The sequence below is a fragment of the Alloyangia pacifica genome (genome assembly GCF_020524285.1).
Lineage (GTDB): Bacteria > Pseudomonadota > Alphaproteobacteria > Rhodobacterales > Rhodobacteraceae > Salipiger > Salipiger pacificus_B.
In genome coordinates, this window is the sequence record NZ_JAIVKX010000016.1 from 132,243 (window position 1) to 148,715 (window position 16,473).

Here is a 16,473-nt window from a genome sequence, read left to right on the forward strand (position 1 = left end):
TGTCAGTAGTTCACCTGCTCGAACCCATAGGTTCCGCTATAGTCTCGCCAGTCGACAAACACCGCACGGGCATGGATGGATGGACAATCCTCGCCCCAACTATCCAGTCCTTCGAACGCGGCGGGGAGGTCGTCGACACTGCTGTCTGACCAACCGAACGCCCCGTGCTCCCCATAGGTCCCGATCTGAACGTTCTGAGTGCGCCGGCAATAGCTCTCTTCGCTGCCGATCTCTCGTTGTCTGGCTAAAGCGACATGATAGACCCGGACCGAGCGAACAAAGTCAAACTCCGGGCCGCTGATGTCGACATCGGCAGCAAGGGATTGATTACCGTCCTGCGCCGCCAACGTGAGCGCGGTCATCGGGTCGGTGGACATGGCCCCGAGCGTCTGGCGCAGAACCGAGGGCAGAACCGCCGTGCCAGGTTCATGGACGTCTGGCGCACTTTGCGCTGCGATTGGCACGAGACGGGGTAGGGGAGTTTCGTCGCGATCTCTGTCGTAGCTGGCGCCGAGCGGGCAGTTCCAGATTTGAAGGGGCGGCTCGATCGGCGATGGGGTGATGCGCTCAATGAAGGTCTCGCGAGCTTCGGCGCACTCCGCGGTGAACGGCCAACCGCCCGCAAGACAAATCAGGATCGCGCAATCAACCTGGTAGGCCTGGGCGGTGCGCGGGGCTCCCACTGCCAACTCGGAGGCCAGGATGGCCACACCGGCGATTTTCCGCGCATGCCGGATTCTCAACTTAGCCACGTCAACTGACCTCCATCTTCCGTAGGGTCCGGGCTCCCGCACGCTTCGTGTTGACGTTAGGGAGCCCGCTATGAAATTAAGGCGAACAAACACGGGATATGCAGCCTCAGGTTGCGCCTTGAACGGGTAAATTTCAGCAAACGCCGATTTTGTCAAATTCGCGTTTCAAGCTTTTTCGAAAATGGCATGAAAGGCGATTTTAAAAATAGGCCTTTCTCGTTGTGACTGGGTGTGTTTCAACGTTACCCATCACCTGGCCAGAAAATCCCGACGACAGGTGTCCCCGAATGAAAAAACAACGCCCGATTACAAGCGATGCAGTACAAGGCTTCCTTCAGGATGGTGGCAAAATTGAATACCGCCCGATCGAGGCTTCCAGAGGATGGCACTGGGAGCTTTGGGCGATCCGCCCTGACGGGTCGGAAACCGTCGTCATCTCATCCAAGACCGGAGATGACCGCGTCTTCAAATCCGCGGACGCGCTGGTCAACTTCCATCTTCGGACGTTCCCCGGCTCCGAAGGTGTCTGGGTTCCGATCCCGAAAGGCGCCGAAAGCCAAGACGCCAAATGACCGGCTGGGCGTATCCCGCGCCCAAATCCGCCTGCCTTATTCTGGCGCGCGCCTCTCTCTGACCCTCTCAGCACTCCTTGCGGGCTGGCCCGGGATCGCCGACGCGGAGCCGATGAATGCCGCTGCGTTCCGCGCCCTGGCTGAGAACTGCGCGCCAGGCGTTTCGCCGAGCGTGATGGAAAAGCTCGTCTCTGCCGAGAGCGGCTTTGAGCCCTACGCAATCGGCGTGAATGGCCAAAGACAGCGATCTTACACGGCGCGAAGCGCCGAGGAGGCTGCGCAATTTGCGCAGCGGCTGATCTCCGAGGGCGCCTCCATCGACATGGGGCTCGGACAGATCAACAGCGCCAATCTCGAGTGGCTTGGTCTGACGCCCGACACTGTCTTTGACGCCTGTCGTAACCTCGGCGCGGCGCAGACTGTGCTGCGCGATGGCTACGTCCGCGCGCGTGAGCGCGGCGCGGAGAAGGGCACAGCCCTGCGGCAGGCCCTGTCATCTTACAACACCGGATCGCCGACGCGCGGATTTGCGAATGGCTATGTAGACCGCGTCCTCGGGGGAGGGCAGGGGGCCGTCCCCGTAGCTGCCACGGCACGTCCGGCGGCGCCCCGCGGGCAGGCCGATCCGCCGGAGGGCCGGGATGTGTTCGCCACATCAAACGGCTCCGGAGCCCACGTCTTCCAGTAGAAGGATTTCACCTTGAAACGTTTCCTGCAACGTCACCGGTCCGCCGGTGCGCCGATCTCGCTCGCCCTGATCCTGGCCCTTGTCGCGCAGCCCGCATCGGCCGCCGGGTTCACGGATTTCCTGAACAATATTCTCGACGAGTTCGAGAGCGCCAAGCAGCCGATCGCGCTCATCGCAATCATGTTTATCGGCGCGGGCTGGCTTTTCAACTTCGTGGACCTGCGCCGCGCGGCCTGGGCCGTGGGCGGGGTCGTGATGATCTTCGCTGCCTCCGAAGTGCTGACGATGATCACCGCATAAGGCGGGGCAGGGGGCTTTGATGACCAAGGAGAAGCTCAACGAGGATACGTTGTTCCTGGCGCTGACGCGTCCGGCAATGGTCTTCGGCATTCCAATCGAGGCTTTCGCGATCTCCTGCGGGCTTGGCGGCCTTGCGATGATCGTGGCGGACTCGATTGCCTATCTGTCCCTGGCACTCCCGCTTCACGCGCTCGCGCGGCTGGTCGTCGAGCGTGACACCAACGCCTTCCAGATCCTCTTCCGGTGGCTGGATACCAGTGCCCGCTGCCGAAACCGCAGCTTCTGGGGCGGATCGTCCTGCTCGCCACTGCGGTTGCGCCGGCGGTACCTGCTCGAGGAAATCGATTGATGGGCTTTGCGCGCAAGATCAAGACCGAGACCACCGCCGAGCGCTACCTGCCGTTTCTGCGTCATGCGGATGAGCATGCGATCATCACGCGCAATCGCGGTGCGTTTCAGATGATGAAGCTCGAGGGGGCGTCCTTTCGAACGGCGGACACGCACCACATCAATGTGCTGCATGACACCCTGAGCCATGCGCTGCGCAGCATCGCGGGCCTCGGGGTGATGGTCTATGTCCATGTGATCCGCAGCCGCGACGAGGGCGCTCCGGCGGGCTCGTTCACCTCCGATCTTGCCAGCTGGATCGACGGCGCCTATCGCGCCCGGCTCGAGGCAAAGCGCCTTTACCGGAACGACATCTATCTCACGCTCTACCTGCAGCCGCGGAACCTTCCGAGCGAGCACTTCGTCCGCGGGATGCAGCGGGCCCGCTCGCGCCAGATCGAGGTGGATCAGGCGCTATTGGACGAGCTCGATGACAAGGCGGCCCAGCTTGCGGGGAGCCTCAGCCGGTTCCGGCCGCGTCGGTTGTCGGTGGTTCGCAACAACCGCGATATTCTGATCTCCGAGCCTGCAAGCATCCTGAAGCAGGTGATTTCCGGACGAAGTGCTGAAGTCCCGCTGGTTCAGGGTACGCTCGGCGGAGCGATTTATACCGATCGGGTGATCTTTGGCCGCGAGGCCTGTGAGATCCGCCATGCCGATGCCAGCACCTACGGGGCCATGTTCGGGCTCAAGGAATATCCTGCCTGGACCCGGCCCGACATGCTGGATGGCCTGCTGACCGCGCCCTTCGAGTTCATCCTGACCCAGTCGTTCCGCTGCGCGGGCAAGATCGACGCCCTGCGCCAGATGTCGCTAAAGGAAGGACGGCTGCGCAATGCCAATGACCCGGCGCTGTCGCAGGCGGACGGGCTGCGGGCGGCACGCGACGAGCTGATGTCCGGGACCTTCGTCATGGGCGAGCACAATCTCTCGCTGCTCGTGCTGAGCGACGATCCGGTGGCGTTGAAAGCCCGCGCCGCGGATGCCGTGACCCTGTTGTCGGAAGCGGGCGCGGTTGTCGCGCGCGAGGACCTGGGCCTAGAGCCGCAGTTCTGGGCACAGCTGCCGGGCAACCACGCCCACCGTGCCCGCACAGCGCTGGTGACCAGCCGCAACTTCACCGCGCTGGCCCCGCTGCACAACTACCCGACTGGACACCGCGCCGGAAACGAATGGGGCGCGGCTCTTGCGAAGCTCCAGTCGAGCGCGGGGACGCCGTTTTACTTCAATTTCCACGTCGGCGATCTTGGCCACACGTTCATCTGCGGTCCCTCCGGCACGGGCAAGACCGTTGTGCAGACCTTGCTGCTCTCGCAGCTCGAGAAGTTTGGCGTGAAGCGCGTACTTTTCGACAAGGATCATGGTGCCGAAATTTTCGTGCGGGCCTCGGGCGGAACCTACCTCGATTTCCAGCCCGGTCGGCCTACGGGATGTGCACCGTTCATGGCGCTCGAGCTTGATGCCGCCGGCCAGGCCTTCCTTGTGGACCTCGTAAAGTCCATGCTGGGCGCGGATTGCGGCAGTTTCTCGGCCAGCGATGTCCGCCGCATTGAGCAAGCCGTAGCGGGGCTGGCCAATCTTCCGCGCGCCGAGCGCAGCCTATCGGCGCTGCGTGAGCTGCTCGGGTTCGGCGGTGGGGCCGAGGACATTGGCGCGCGGCTCGACCGCTGGACGCGCGAGGGCCGGCTGGGCTGGGTCTTCGACAATGCTGCCGATGAGCTGTCGCTCGACGCCGATCTCGTTGGCTTCGACATCACCGCTTTTCTCGACGATCCGGAAATTCGCAACCCGATCATGATGTATCTCATGCGGCGGGTGGAGCAGCTGATCACCGGCCAGAGGATCGCGATCTTCATCGACGAGTTCTGGAAAGCGCTGTCGGACCCGTATTTTTCCGATTTCGTGAAGAACAAGCTCAAGGTGATCCGCAAGCAGAACGGCATCATCGTCGCGGGCACGCAGTCGGCTTCCGATGTTATCGCAAGCCCGATCGCGCGCACCATCATCGAGCAATGCGCTAGCCAGATCTACTTTGGCACGGACCGCCCCAGCCGAAACGACCTGGTGGACGAGTTCGGTCTTTCTGAACGTGAGTTTGAGATTGTGCAGAGCGAACTGCCCATGGGGCATTTCCTCATCAAGCAGGCCCAGAATTCTGTGGTCTGCGATCTCGACCTCTCCGGTCTTGATGATGTGCTGACCGTTCTGTCGGGGCGCACCGCGACCAACGCGCTCATGCATGAGCTGCTGCAGGAATACCCCGCGCCCCGGGACTGGCTCCCGCGGCTCCTCGCGGCACGAAAGGACCTGGCATGAAACGGCACGCACTTTGCGCCGCGACCCTGCTCGCCTTGCTCGCGCAGCCGATGCACGCGCAGGGCGTTCCGGTAATCGACACCACCGCGCTGGCCAATGCCAAGGCGGAATTTGCCCAGCAAATTGCGCAGATGGTGCGGGAGCTCGAGCAGGCGCAGGCCCTATACGCATCGATCAACGGCATGACCGACATGGACTCGGTGGTGAATGCGCTCAACTCGCCGGAGGTGCGAGAGCTGCTCGGACCCGAGGCCATGCAGATCGCCCGGGACTTCGATGTGACAATCGATGATCTCGGTGATCTTGCCAGCACTGCCCAGGACGCGGCGGATTTCGCCTCTCTGGGCGGCACAGACATCGACGCCGAGGATTTCTACCGCAGCGAGCTCGATCGGATCACCAATCGCTCGGTGCGAGACACCGCCATAGGCGAGCGGATCGTGACCCTCTCGGACGACCGGCTCGAGGGGCTCGATCAGCTCCGCGACAAGATTGGCGACGTCTCGACGCAGCGGGAAATGGATGCGCTTTCCGCCAGGATCGCGGTGGAGCAAGCCATGCTGCAGAACGACACCAACCGCATTCAGGGCCTTGCCATGCTGCAGGACGCGCAAACCCGCGTCGAAGAGCAGCGCCAGGCGGAAATTGCTGAAGAGCGTCATGCCCGCGAGAGCGAAGCGTTTGAGCGGCTCTACGGCCCGGACGAATTCTAAGAAGGAGAACTGCCATGAAACGTCCCATTCCAATGCTGGCGGCACTGGTCGCCGCTGCCTTCGTTGCTGGCTGTCAGGAAGATGAGAACCAGACGGTTGAGTATTTTTCCGAAAACCCTGACGCGCGTGCTGTGATGCTCGAGTCCTGCGAGGTAGCCGATCGAGCGATCGAGGACGCGAACTGCGTCAATGCCGAGCAAGCCGAGCTCGAAGGCCTGCATGCGAAAGAGAGCGAAGCTGCAGAACGCCTCTTTGGCGAGCCATCGTTCGATTGATCACGCGACGCCATAGAAGAGACGGGTCGACATGCTGCAAGCGCTCTACGACAACTTCACAAATAGTCTGAGCGAGAAGATGAGCGCGATCAGCGGGACGATGTCGGCCGAGCTGACAGCACCGCTGACCGCCGCAATGACGATCTATCTCATCCTCTACGGCTGGGCGATGATCCGGGGCTCTGTTCAAGAACCGTTGCTGGACTTCACACTGCGGGGCGTCAAGCTCGCAATTATCTGGACGCTCGTCTCCAGTGCTGGCGAGTACACCGCTTGGGTCGGCGACACCATTCAGCAAGGCATCCCAGACTTCGTAGAGGTTCTCGTCGGTGGCCCGGCGAACCTCCCGTCTGACCCAGTCATGACCATGTCCTCGAAGATCGGCGAAGAGGTACGAAAGCAGTTTGGTTCGGGCATTGCCGGGATGCTCTATGGCTACGGACTCTCGCTGTTCGTGCTCGCGTCCACGGTGCCGTTTGCGGCGTTGGCCTTTGTTGTAAGCCTTATCGTTCATTTTGGCTTGGCAATGCTCGCCGCCGTTGGCCCGCTGTTTGTCGCGTTTGCGCTTTTCGAGGTCACTCGCGGCTGGTTTTTTGCCTGGTTGGGACAGACAGTGAACTTCGCGCTCTTGAAGCTCCTGGTCATCGTGCTCACTCAGGCGATCACCGCCTTCATTGCGGACGTTTATACCGCCTTCAATCCAACCGACGGCGCCGCCGCGGTCTCGGCTTTCGCCGTCGCGATGGCCTGCGGGACGATCTTCTTCTTCCTGCTGCCGTCCATTGCTTCGGCGCTGAGTGCCGGCACGTCGGCGTCGACCGGCGCGGCGCAGCGCATGGTCGAGCGCAAGCTCTTCGGCACGTCCCCACGTGCCCATGGCCCCGGCAGTTCGAGTGGCTCGGCAACGCGTACAGATTGAGGCCGACAAATCGGCCTCTCCAACCCGCAAACCTCCAAGGTAACGAGATGAAATTTTCTGTCCTGCTCATGGCTGTGCTCGGCCTGACGGCCTGCGCGACAACCACACCGCTGCCGGATGTCGCTGGCACTCAGGTGCGCCCGCTGAACCCGACCAAATGGAACTACCAGGACGCGGTGCTGCAAAAGCAGAAGGAAATCGGCGTGTCGCCCCGGATCGCAGATACTCGGGGAGGTGCGGAGACATGAAACCCGCAGAGGACAAGGAATTTGCCGCCTATCTGAAAGAGGCGCGCAGCTTTGACTATGATCTGCGCCTGGCCGCCGAGCGCTCCAAGCGCACCGCCTGGATCATTGCCGGGGTCGCGAGCCTTCTCGCTGTGACCAGCGTTGCGGCGGTGGGGGTCATGGCACCGCTCAAGGAGGTCGTGCCCTTCGTGATCCGCGTCGATACCGCGAGCGGTGTTCCGGAGGTCATGACCAGCCTCGGTGATGGCGCCACGAGTTACGAGGAAACCGTCACCCGCTACTTCCTGGCGCGCTATGTCCGGGAACGCGAGGGCTACAGCTTTGCCGAACGCGAGGCGATCTACCGGGAGGTGACGCTGCTCTCGGCCCCCGAGGAGCAGGCACGCTTCTCGGATGCCTTCAACGGCTCGAACCCCAACAGCCCGCAATACATCTATGGCACCGACACTCGTGCAGAGATCAAGATAAGATCGATCTCCTTCCTGGGCGACGAACTCGCGCAGGTCCGTTTCTACAAGACCGCGATCAATGAGCGCGAGAACCTCCGGACCCAAACGCTCTGGGTTGCAACGATCGAGTTTGGCTTCGACGGCAAAGCCGAGATCAGTGCCGGGGATCGGACCATCAACCCTCTCGGGTTTCTCGTCGAAAGCTATCGGGCCGACCCGGAGGTGCCGCAATGAGGCTTCGGGCAGCTCTTCTTGCTTGCGCGCTGCTGACGGCGGTGACGCCAGTTCTTGCACTCGACGTGCCGCGCCCCTCGCGATCGGACACGCGGGTCCGGTCAGTCAGCTACAACGAATGGGACGTCGTGCGCGTGGTTGGCACAATTCGCACCACCGTGCAGGTTGTCTTCGCCCAGACCGAGGAGATCATCGATGTCGGCAGCGGCGATACCGTCTCCTGGGAAATCGTGCCGCGCGGGAACATTCTCTATCTGAAAGCGCGAGAGGCAAATCCGCCCACGAACCTGCAGATCGCCACGATGCGCGCCGACGGGACCACCCGAACGTATTCCTTCGAGCTCATCGTGCGCGAGGGGGCGGTCACCAACACGTCCAAGGATGTCTATTTCCAGATCCGCTTTGCATATCCGACCGATGAGGCCAATAGGCGGCGCGAGGCTGCTGCCACCCAGAAGGCCAGGGCCCAGGAACAGGCGGCCAAGGCTCGGCTGGCAGAGTCGGTGGCGACATCGGGTTCAAAGAACTGGCGCTACCTCGTGGCCGGCAGCCGCGATCTGCAGCCGACCCAAGCCTATGACAATGGCGAGATGACTGTGCTGACCTTCGCGCGCCGAACTCGCATGCCCGCCGTGTTTATCGTCGGCAGCGCCGGCACCGAGCGTTTGGCCAACACCACCGTGCGGAAAAACCAGGTCATCGTGCACGACGTCGCGCCGGAGCTGCGCCTGCGTCTCGGAGGCGAAGTGACCGCCCTTTACAACATGGGGCAGGGCTCTGCGACCGGCGGTGATGCCGGCACTGGCACCACCAGCCCCTCTGTGCGCCGCGAAATCATCGGAGAGTAAGCATGGCCGAGACTGAAAATTCCGATGAAACGCTGGACAATGCCGAGACCACTCTTCCGGGCGAGCGGGGCATCTCGTCGTTCGTAGGGGCAAAACCCGCAGGGCTGACCGAGAAGAATAAGAAGCTCCTGGTCGCAACGGGCATCGTGTTCCTTGGGGCAATGGCCTTCCTGCAATGGCCCAGGAACGCCGAGCCTGCCCCGGAAGAGGAGACGGAGCGTAGGGCCAGCACGATCCGCACCGCGGAAGATTTCCAACCCGCGGACCTTCCGGGGCAGGAAGAGACGACATCCGCGCCTGAGCCTGATGAGGAGCCCGCGGCAGCAGAGGATCCCGAGGCGCTCGGACCCATCGAACGCGCACGCCAGGAAGAGCAGCAGAGCCAGTCGTCAGAACCGAGCGAAGCCGAGCAGCTCTTTGAGGCCTCGAAGCGCGCCCCGCTCATGGCGCATGCGGGCTCAGGGAGTTCAGCTGTGGGAGGCGCAACGCAAGGCGCAGCGTCCGCAGAAGGCGCCGCACCAACACTCTTCGGCGGGGGAACTGCCGAAGGTGCCGGACGCGACCTCTCAGGGCTGGCTGCGGAACTGGTTACCGGCACGCGCGGGGCCGAGCAGGCTCGAGTGCTGGCCCACCCGAACCTGACGGTCACCCAAGGCACCGTCATCCCCTGCGCGCTCGACACGGCGATGGAGTCTACCGCGCCCGGTATGGTGCGCTGCACCGTCACGGATGATGTCTATGCCACCACCGGCGCTGTCATCCTTCTCGACCGCGGCACAAAGATCGTTGGCGAGTACCGGGGCGGTCTGCAACGTGGGCAGAAGCGACTCTTCGTTCTGTGGACCCGGGCCGAGACGCCGGCTGGGGTCATCGTGAACCTGGGCTCGCCCGGCGCCGACGCGCTGGGACGCACTGGTTTTGAAGGCGACATCGACACCCAGTTCTGGACGCGCTTCGGCGGCACGATGATGCTGTCGATCATAGATGACGCGCTAATCCTCGCGACCCGCTCGGGCACGGATGACGAGAGCAGCTATGAGAACACGCGCGACGCAGCGCGCAGCCTTGCGGAGACCGAGCTAGAGAGCACGATCGATGTGCCGGTCATCCTGCGCAAGAACCAGGGTGAAGAGGTCTCGGTCATGGTCGCCCGCGATCTTGATTTCTCCAGCGTGTACCGGCTGCGATGATGCAAGTGCGTGACACGGGTCTTGCAGAGCCGAGCGCTGCCAGCAGGGTCGTGCCCTCGGCGCTTGCCTCCCACCTGGGACCGCTTGCGCCTTGGCTCGCGCGGAGCGACGTGCTCGAGATCTGCATCAACCGCCCCGGAGAGGTGTTTGTCGAAGACGCCTCCGGAACCTGGGAGCAGGCCTCCGCCCCGGCGTTCACCTATTCCTTTTTGCTCGGTCTCGTCGCCACCGTCGGCAGTTGGACTCGCCAGCAGGTCAATGAGCAGACGCCGCTCCTGTCTGGCGCCCTGCCAGGCGGCGAGCGGATTCAGATCGTCCTGCCGCCCGCGGTGCCCGAAGGCACAGTCAGTATTACGATCCGCAAGCCGGCCCAGAAGAGCTACACGCTCGATGACCTGGTGGCTCAGGGCATGTTTGAGCAGGTGAAAAGCTGCTCGCAGGCTGGTGCCTTGAGTGCGGAGGACGAGAGCCTTCTGTCTCTGCACCGCGGCGGCAACTGGCCGGCGTTCCTGACCTCGGCGGTAAGGGCGAAGAAAAACATCCTCATCTCCGGTGCCACCGGCTCGGGCAAGACCACGTTTTCGAAAGCGCTGCTCCCGCTCATCCCGGCGCACGAGCGACTGATCACGATCGAGGACACGCTCGAGCTTGGCCTGCCGCATCAGAACGTGGTGCGGATGATCTATTCAAAGGGGGAGCAGGGCGCGGCGCGCATCACCGCCCGCGATCTTCTGGAAAGCGCCCTGCGCATGCGCCCGGACCGGATTTTCCTGCAGGAGCTGCGGGATGCCGCGGCCTTTTACTACCTGCGAAACGTCAACACCGGCCACGGCGGATCGATCACCACGATCCACGCGGACTCCCCAGCACTCGCCTTCGAGCAGCTGGCGCTGCTGGTCAAGGATAGCGACGCCGGCCGGGACCTCACGCGCGGCGAAATCAAGGAGATGCTGATCCACATGGTCGATGTCGTTGTGCAGCTCAAACGCACCGAGGCGGGGCGCCGCGTCACCGAGATCTACTTCGAACCTGCCCGGAAATTGGGAAGCGGGGCATGATTGTTCAGAACTGGCATCGTCTCGGCACGCCGGCGCGGGCCGCCGCAATCACCGCGGCCGCCGGCATTGGCGTGGTGGGCGGGCTCATGACCTCGGCCTACGCCCTGCAGTGGGGCCTCAACGTTCCGGTGCATCTGCCCCGCGACCTGCTCCTCTGGCCGCGCGCGGCGCTCGCCGGGTATACCGATCCCGAGACCCTGAAGTGGGTCAAGCTTGCCGGCTACGCCGGGCTTTTGCCCGCTGCTGTCCTGGGAGCGGCCATCCTCAAGGCAAAGCCCAAGCCGAATGTCCACGGGAGGGCCGAGTTTGCACACGAGCGCGAAATCCGAGGTGCAGGCATGCGCTCGAGCGCCGGTCTGATCGCGGGCTTCACCTCCACGCGCCCCCACAAGACTTACGGCAAGCCCGTGGACAGATGGGGCAGGGCGGTCGAGCACGGCGGCAAGCTCAAGATCCACAAGGCGGGGCACCTCAACGTCCACAACCTGCTGATGTATGGCGGGGATGAGCACGTGCTCCTCTATGCCCCGACCCGCTCGGGCAAAGGTGTCGGTGTGGTCATCCCCAACTTGCTGAATTGGCCGGGCTCCGCTGTCATCCTTGACATCAAGAAGGAGAATTGGGCGCTGACCGCGGGTTTCCGTAAGTCCGGAGGGCAGGAGGTTTTCCTGTTCGATCCGCTCGAGCCTTCCGGCAAGACCCACCGCTGGAATCCGCTGGCGACCGTGCGCCGGGGCAGCGAGTTCCAGATCGAGGATCTGCAGCGCCTGGCTGATCTCTTCATCCCGGTGGCTTCCAAGGACCCGTTTTTCGACCGGGCGGCGCAGACCGCCTTTGTCGGCGTCGGTGGCTATCTCGCCGAAACCCTCGAGCTGCCGTTCACCCTTGGGGAGATTTACCGGCAGCTGACGCTGACCCCGTCCTTTGCAAAAACATTCCGCAAGCGCATCGAGGACCGCGCGAAATCCGAACGCCCGCTCTCGGTGCAGACTGTCTCGACGCTGAACGACTTCCTGTCGAAGAGCGAAAACACCTTCGAGAGCGTCAAGTCGACCATCACCGCCAACCTCGGGCTCTTCGCGAACCCCATGTTGGATCGGGCGACCGCGGCGTCCGATTTTGATTTTGCCGACCTGCGGCGCAAGCCGATGTCCATCTATGTCGGGATCTCGCCAAACAACCTTGGCCGCCTTGCGCCGCTGATGAACCTCTTCTTTCAGTCCTGTGTCGATGTCAACATGCAGGAACTGCCCGAGCAAAATCCGGCGCTGCTGCACAAGGTGCTCCTTTGCATGGACGAGTTCGCTTCCGTGGGCGAGCTGCCCGCCTTCAAGCGCGGCATTGGCTACTTTGCCGGCTATGGGCTCAAGGTGCTGACCATCGTGCAGACCCCGGCGCAGTTGGCTGATATCTACGGCCGCGACGGCGCCGATGCCTATATGGACAACTCTGGCGTCAGCATTGTCTTCACGCCTAAGGGGCTCACGGAGGCGAAAAACCTCTCCGAGCGGCTCGGCACGCTGGGCATCGAGGTGGAGAGCGAGAGCAAGTCCAAATACCTGGCCAATCGCCAGGGCACGACCGTCAGCCAGAGCGAGCAGCGGCGGTCTCTCATGTTGCCGCAGGAATTGCTGCAGATGGACCAGAGCGAGGCTCTGGTGCTGGTGGGTGGGCACCCGCCGATCAAGGCAAAGAAGATCCGCTACTACGCGGAATCTGCGTTGCTTAAGCGCACGAAGATTCCGGCGCCGCATGTTCCGTCCATCGCGGGCAGCACGCTCGAGCGCGAGCTCGCCATGGTCAAGGCGCAGAACGCCATGCTGATCGCGCGCCAGGCGGAGATGCAGAAAAAGGTCGATCACATTATCAGCCTGCAGGCCGCTCATGCGGAGAACATCGCCAAGGGCGAACCCGCAGAAGTGCCGATGTCCGACGAGGAGATCGCTGATCCGAGCACAATTTCCTACGAGCGGCTGAGCCTGACGGGACATCAGCAACAGGCAAAGATTGCAGAGCTCAACACCGCCGGAACGATCGGAACGAAAGAAGGCGCCATCGACCTGCTCGAGGCTTTTGGGTGTGGCGACATCGCAAACCAGCAGGGCGACGAAAGGGATGACCATGGCTGAGAAACAGAACGAGGTGGGGTTCACCCTTTCCTACGCCGGCAATGACACCGTGGCGCGGTTTGCCACGGCAGCGGAGGCGGGACGGGCATTCGCCGATGCGGATGCAGCGCAGCAGCCGCGGGTGATCGAGGCAGTGGGGCAGGGCGCACGCACACTGGCCTCGACCGTGACCATCGGGACGAACGTGCAGAAATCTGTGCCGGCGCTGGACAGCCTGTCCGAGGTTTCGACCAAGGAGTTCGGTTCCAAATCCGGTGAAGGGTTTGGGGAGACCGACCTCGACTTCTGGACCGCATATCATGAGCGCGTTGCGGAGCAGAAGCGCGAGGACACCGTGAAATCCCCGGAGCCCGAGGTCGCCGCAACAGCGCGGGAGAACCAGGGGGCGGGAACGATCGCGCCGGACGAGGCCACCAAGTCCCGGGCAGGGGAGGATCGGTTCTCGCTGCCAGCAAGTTACCACGACCGTTTCCTGGTGACGAAGGCCGCGCATCAGCAGGATCTCTACCGATCCTACGAAGACGCCCGCCCGGCAATCAGCGACACGGGCGACCGGCTCAGCACACGCAATGCGGATCGCGGCACCGCCATGGACATGATCGAGCTCGCGGCGCACCGTGGCTGGCAGAACCTGACAGCCCGGGGGCCGGAAGAGTTTCGCCGCGAGATGTGGATCGAGGGCACGGCGCAGGGCCTGAAGGTCCAGGGTTATCGACCGTCCGAGAAGGATCGCGAAGAAGCCAGTCGTCGGGCGCAGATGCTCGGCGAGCGCGTGCTCGAACGCGCGGAGGGTGAGCAGATCGTGCGCGGCGGCAGTACAGCAGGGGTGTCGCGACCTGACGGGCCGGCGAAAGACGGAAACGTGGTGCGGATGCCGCGCGCCAACTTCGCCGAGGGCATCACCGGCACGATCACCGAAATCGGCTCTGCGCCCTACCGCAATCGCGAAGGCGCCGATCCCGTGCCATTCATCGAACTCACGCGCGAGGGCGGCAAGGCAGAGCGTCTCTGGAGCGTGACCCTCCCGGACGCTGTCGAGAAGCATGATCTCAAGGTTGGGGATCAGGTGACGCTGTATTCGCCGGGGGTCGAGCCGGTGACCTACAAGACCGTCGACAAGAAGTCAGGCGAAGAGGTCGAGAGACAGGGGCATCGGCGCCTTTGGGACGCGCGGGATATTCAGCGAGCGGCAGAGGTCAATAGAGGTGCGCCGGACGCCGTCGAGGCGCAGCCACAGGAAAAGTCGGCAGCCGAGGCAGAGGGGAAAAACACAGTGTCCGAAAAACCGCGGGAACAGGAAATGTCGTCAGAACGCCTCGAAGATCGCATCAAGCACTATGAGCCCGGTGATCAGGCGGTCAAAGGCCCTGCCAGCGTGCTCGCGCATATGGACGCGCGGATGCGGGCCGGCGGGGTGTCGGAAGAGGATCGCGAAGCGGCGCGGGCGAATGTCGCGAAGCTCCTGTCGCAGGGGCTGCAGGCTGGGAGGTCGGTGCAGGTTCAGAGCTTGGCGAATGTTTTCAGGGAGCAGGAGCGGCTGGTTCAGAATGCTGGGCAGGTGGCTGAGAAAGAGCGGGGGCGTGGGGGGCAGAAGGGACAGGAGCGGTGAATGTCGAGCGTGCCGTGATGGGTGGGGGGATTTCAGAATTGGGTCCTGTCCGCATGCTCGTAAGAGTTGCGGCCTTGGTCTGGCTGGAACTCCAGATCTCGATGCGTTCGGCACTATGCCATTGACGGCGCTTTGGTCCGTGGACACTAGCTCCACCTGAGGTAGATCTCGCGCCCGTGACGTGCGGCATCAGGCTTCAAAGAGGCGGGGGAAAAGCATCTCGTGCGTCTGACTGGGGAAGCGCAGTTGCAGGGGCGCGCGGGGCGTGGCGCTTCGGGTCGGCATCAAAAGTGCCTGACAAGGCGCGCTCGATCTCCCGGGGCCGGGTGTTGTTGCCCTCGATCCGGTTCGAGTATTAGCTGTTCATCACCCGGATCATCGCGGCCACCTCGGTCAAGGTCTTGGGGGGGCAGGTTCCTACCCAGCTTTGTGGCAGGCGACGCCAGGGCCAGGGCGGAGTCTGCCAACTTTATCGGCAGATCCTCGATCCGGGCAGGCTCGATCCGCGTAGGGGCGATGATCATCTTGGCCATTCCAGAACTGCATCTCTTGCCACTAAGTTGCTTGTCTAAGTATCGGCCGCGTGGTGAATTATTCAAGGCTTTCGAGATTTTATGCCACTGACTCACGCCACTGTTTCGGGCCACTCTGCCCTACCGTTAGAAATCCCGGAGTTTCCTAAGCCGCGGAAGGAAATAAACTACGGCCAGCCAGTACTGTGGCGGCGGGACCGCGTCCGTGTGGAGGCAAACTAGGTATTGCTCATGGCTTGGAAGCCAGCCACGGGCACCTTATCTGCGAACGGGGCGGACAGGGTGCTCGGCCCGGTGAGAGGACACAATGCAGCGCGAAGCGACCCAGCCCTCGGAGCCCGAAGACTACTTTGCCGAGGCGCGGGCGCGCGTCGATTGTCATGTTGCATCGACCTTTTCCCTCGCGGGCTCGGCCCGATTGCATCGCAGGGCCCTAGGTTTGGATGTTCTATGTGCTCCGCTCAACGTGGTCTTGGCGCCCCTGCATGCCATCCTGCGCCTCATCGCCCTCCTGTTGCGGGCAGTGCGTCTTAGGCGCACTGCAGGCCTTCTGGGGCGCGCCCACCTGATCCTGCCCACGCGCACGGCTCGCGCGGTGGAGGAGGGGCTTCTCGAGCATGTCTTTGCCCTTCCGGACGGTCCGGGGCGCTCGATCGCCGATCGCTTCGCCGAGGCTCCTCCGCTTCGAGATGACACTTCCCTCAGCGAAGATGAAACGCGCAGGCGGGCGGAGCGGGCTGCAGCGACCATCAAGACCTACACCGGCACCCGGTCGGCCGTGGCCGAAATGACCACGGCACTTCTGACCATCTGCTTCGGGGCCTGGCTGTTCCATCGCCTGACGCCCGGCATGCTGTCTCTGGCGCCTGCGCTGGCCGATACCTATGCCATGGACGCCGCAATCGGGAACTTCCCGCTCGGCCGTGCATTGGGCGGCCTCTGGTACGGCGCTTTCCCTGTCGGCGCCTCGCCTCTGGCCATTGTCACGATCGCCCTGATGCTGATCGTCACGGCGGCCATCATCACGGCCTTCGCGGGCATCCTGGCCGATCCCGTCCAGACCCGGCTCGGTGTTCACCAAGCCCGTCTGCGCCGGTTGGTCACCGCGGTGGAGCGGGATATGTCGGGGTCGGACTCGGTGACCTTCGCGGCGCGCGAACACCTCTATGCGCGGGTCTTCGACATCGCCGATATCGCCGGCGGACTGTTCAGGCACTTCCGCTGAGGTCAGCCTGGATTAGCCCTGAACACGC

General features: G+C 63.2%; 17 protein-coding genes. 16 read left to right on the plus strand and 1 reads right to left on the minus strand.

Annotation, left to right across the window (positions count from 1 at the left end):
• Positions 1–2 precede the first annotated feature (2 nt).
• Positions 3–752 carry a hypothetical protein gene (locus LC039_RS20350; protein ID WP_226627831.1) on the minus strand — a complete coding sequence of 250 codons (750 nt, stop codon included), beginning with the start codon at positions 750–752 and terminating at the stop codon, positions 3–5.
• A 287-nt stretch (positions 753–1,039) separates the two neighbouring features.
• Between LC039_RS20350 and LC039_RS20355 the strand changes: the two genes are divergently transcribed.
• The 16 genes from LC039_RS20355 (at position 1,040) to LC039_RS20430 (ending at position 16,445) form a co-directional block, all read left to right on the plus strand.
• Positions 1,040–1,324: a hypothetical protein gene (locus LC039_RS20355; protein ID WP_143015445.1), complete on the plus strand. Its 285-nt coding sequence runs from the start codon at positions 1,040–1,042 to the stop codon at positions 1,322–1,324.
• Positions 1,325–1,436: 112 nt separating this feature from the next.
• Positions 1,437–2,012, plus strand: coding sequence for a lytic transglycosylase domain-containing protein (locus LC039_RS20360; protein ID WP_226627833.1), 576 nt, complete (start codon positions 1,437–1,439; stop codon positions 2,010–2,012).
• Between the two features lie 12 nt (positions 2,013–2,024).
• Positions 2,025–2,312, plus strand: a complete 288-nt coding sequence (locus LC039_RS20365; RefSeq protein WP_226627835.1) for a TrbC/VirB2 family protein — start codon at positions 2,025–2,027, stop codon at positions 2,310–2,312.
• A 19-nt stretch (positions 2,313–2,331) separates the two neighbouring features.
• Positions 2,332–2,661 (plus strand): type IV secretion system protein VirB3, encoded by a 330-nt coding sequence (locus LC039_RS20370; protein WP_226627837.1) that lies wholly within the window; start codon positions 2,332–2,334, stop codon positions 2,659–2,661.
• Positions 2,661–5,015, plus strand: coding sequence for a VirB4 family type IV secretion/conjugal transfer ATPase (locus LC039_RS20375; RefSeq protein WP_226627839.1), 2,355 nt, complete (start codon positions 2,661–2,663; stop codon positions 5,013–5,015). Before LC039_RS20370 ends, LC039_RS20375 begins: the two co-directional genes overlap by 1 nt.
• Positions 5,012–5,728, plus strand: coding sequence for a type IV secretion system protein (locus LC039_RS20380; protein ID WP_226627841.1), 717 nt, complete (start codon positions 5,012–5,014; stop codon positions 5,726–5,728). Before LC039_RS20375 ends, LC039_RS20380 begins: the two co-directional genes overlap by 4 nt.
• A gap of 14 nt (positions 5,729–5,742) precedes the next feature.
• A complete protein-coding gene (locus tag LC039_RS20385) occupies positions 5,743–6,003 on the plus strand; it encodes an EexN family lipoprotein (protein WP_226627842.1) in 261 nt (86 codons plus the stop codon).
• A 31-nt stretch (positions 6,004–6,034) separates the two neighbouring features.
• A complete protein-coding gene (locus LC039_RS20390; RefSeq protein WP_226627844.1) occupies positions 6,035–6,922 on the plus strand; it encodes a type IV secretion system protein in 888 nt (295 codons plus the stop codon).
• A 47-nt stretch (positions 6,923–6,969) separates the two neighbouring features.
• On the plus strand, positions 6,970–7,170 hold the full coding sequence (locus tag LC039_RS20395) for a hypothetical protein (RefSeq protein WP_092430665.1): 201 nt from the start codon (positions 6,970–6,972) through the stop codon (positions 7,168–7,170).
• The gene (locus tag LC039_RS20400; RefSeq protein ID WP_226627846.1) at positions 7,167–7,853 is read left to right on the plus strand and encodes a virB8 family protein; all 687 of its coding nucleotides are present in this window, start codon (positions 7,167–7,169) and stop codon (positions 7,851–7,853) included. Before LC039_RS20395 ends, LC039_RS20400 begins: the two co-directional genes overlap by 4 nt.
• The gene (gene virB9 / locus LC039_RS20405; protein ID WP_226627848.1) at positions 7,850–8,701 is read left to right on the plus strand and encodes a P-type conjugative transfer protein VirB9; all 852 of its coding nucleotides are present in this window, start codon (positions 7,850–7,852) and stop codon (positions 8,699–8,701) included. Before LC039_RS20400 ends, virB9 begins: the two co-directional genes overlap by 4 nt.
• A 2-nt stretch (positions 8,702–8,703) precedes the next feature.
• The gene (gene virB10, locus LC039_RS20410; RefSeq protein WP_226627850.1) at positions 8,704–9,891 is read left to right on the plus strand and encodes a type IV secretion system protein VirB10; all 1,188 of its coding nucleotides are present in this window, start codon (positions 8,704–8,706) and stop codon (positions 9,889–9,891) included.
• The gene (virB11, locus tag LC039_RS20415; RefSeq protein WP_226627852.1) at positions 9,891–10,949 is read left to right on the plus strand and encodes a P-type DNA transfer ATPase VirB11; all 1,059 of its coding nucleotides are present in this window, start codon (positions 9,891–9,893) and stop codon (positions 10,947–10,949) included. Before virB10 ends, virB11 begins: the two co-directional genes overlap by 1 nt.
• Positions 10,946–13,078 (plus strand): type IV secretory system conjugative DNA transfer family protein, encoded by a 2,133-nt coding sequence (locus LC039_RS20420; RefSeq protein ID WP_226627854.1) that lies wholly within the window; start codon positions 10,946–10,948, stop codon positions 13,076–13,078. Before virB11 ends, LC039_RS20420 begins: the two co-directional genes overlap by 4 nt.
• Positions 13,071–14,687 (plus strand): LPD7 domain-containing protein, encoded by a 1,617-nt coding sequence (locus LC039_RS20425; RefSeq protein ID WP_226627856.1) that lies wholly within the window; start codon positions 13,071–13,073, stop codon positions 14,685–14,687. Before LC039_RS20420 ends, LC039_RS20425 begins: the two co-directional genes overlap by 8 nt.
• A gap of 840 nt (positions 14,688–15,527) precedes the next feature.
• Entirely contained in the window at positions 15,528–16,445 is a 918-nt protein-coding gene (locus LC039_RS20430; RefSeq protein ID WP_226627858.1) for a DUF6635 family protein, read from the plus strand.
• The last annotated feature ends 28 nt before the right edge of the window (positions 16,446–16,473 follow it).

Coding starts and splice junctions, on each gene's coding strand:
- LC039_RS20355 (WP_143015445.1), top strand. CDS start 1,040: ATGAAAAAACAACGCCCGATTACAAGCGATGCAGTACAAGGCTTCCTT.
- LC039_RS20360 (WP_226627833.1), top strand. CDS start 1,437: ATGAATGCCGCTGCGTTCCGCGCCCTGGCTGAGAACTGCGCGCCAGGC.
- LC039_RS20370 (WP_226627837.1), top strand. CDS start 2,332: ATGACCAAGGAGAAGCTCAACGAGGATACGTTGTTCCTGGCGCTGACG.
- LC039_RS20375 (WP_226627839.1), top strand. CDS start 2,661: ATGGGCTTTGCGCGCAAGATCAAGACCGAGACCACCGCCGAGCGCTAC.
- LC039_RS20380 (WP_226627841.1), top strand. CDS start 5,012: ATGAAACGGCACGCACTTTGCGCCGCGACCCTGCTCGCCTTGCTCGCG.
- LC039_RS20385 (WP_226627842.1), top strand. CDS start 5,743: ATGAAACGTCCCATTCCAATGCTGGCGGCACTGGTCGCCGCTGCCTTC.
- LC039_RS20390 (WP_226627844.1), top strand. CDS start 6,035: ATGCTGCAAGCGCTCTACGACAACTTCACAAATAGTCTGAGCGAGAAG.
- LC039_RS20395 (WP_092430665.1), top strand. CDS start 6,970: ATGAAATTTTCTGTCCTGCTCATGGCTGTGCTCGGCCTGACGGCCTGC.
- LC039_RS20400 (WP_226627846.1), top strand. CDS start 7,167: ATGAAACCCGCAGAGGACAAGGAATTTGCCGCCTATCTGAAAGAGGCG.
- virB9 (WP_226627848.1), top strand. CDS start 7,850: ATGAGGCTTCGGGCAGCTCTTCTTGCTTGCGCGCTGCTGACGGCGGTG.
- virB10 (WP_226627850.1), top strand. CDS start 8,704: ATGGCCGAGACTGAAAATTCCGATGAAACGCTGGACAATGCCGAGACC.
- virB11 (WP_226627852.1), top strand. CDS start 9,891: ATGCAAGTGCGTGACACGGGTCTTGCAGAGCCGAGCGCTGCCAGCAGG.
- LC039_RS20420 (WP_226627854.1), top strand. CDS start 10,946: ATGATTGTTCAGAACTGGCATCGTCTCGGCACGCCGGCGCGGGCCGCC.
- LC039_RS20425 (WP_226627856.1), top strand. CDS start 13,071: ATGGCTGAGAAACAGAACGAGGTGGGGTTCACCCTTTCCTACGCCGGC.
- LC039_RS20430 (WP_226627858.1), top strand. CDS start 15,528: ATGCAGCGCGAAGCGACCCAGCCCTCGGAGCCCGAAGACTACTTTGCC.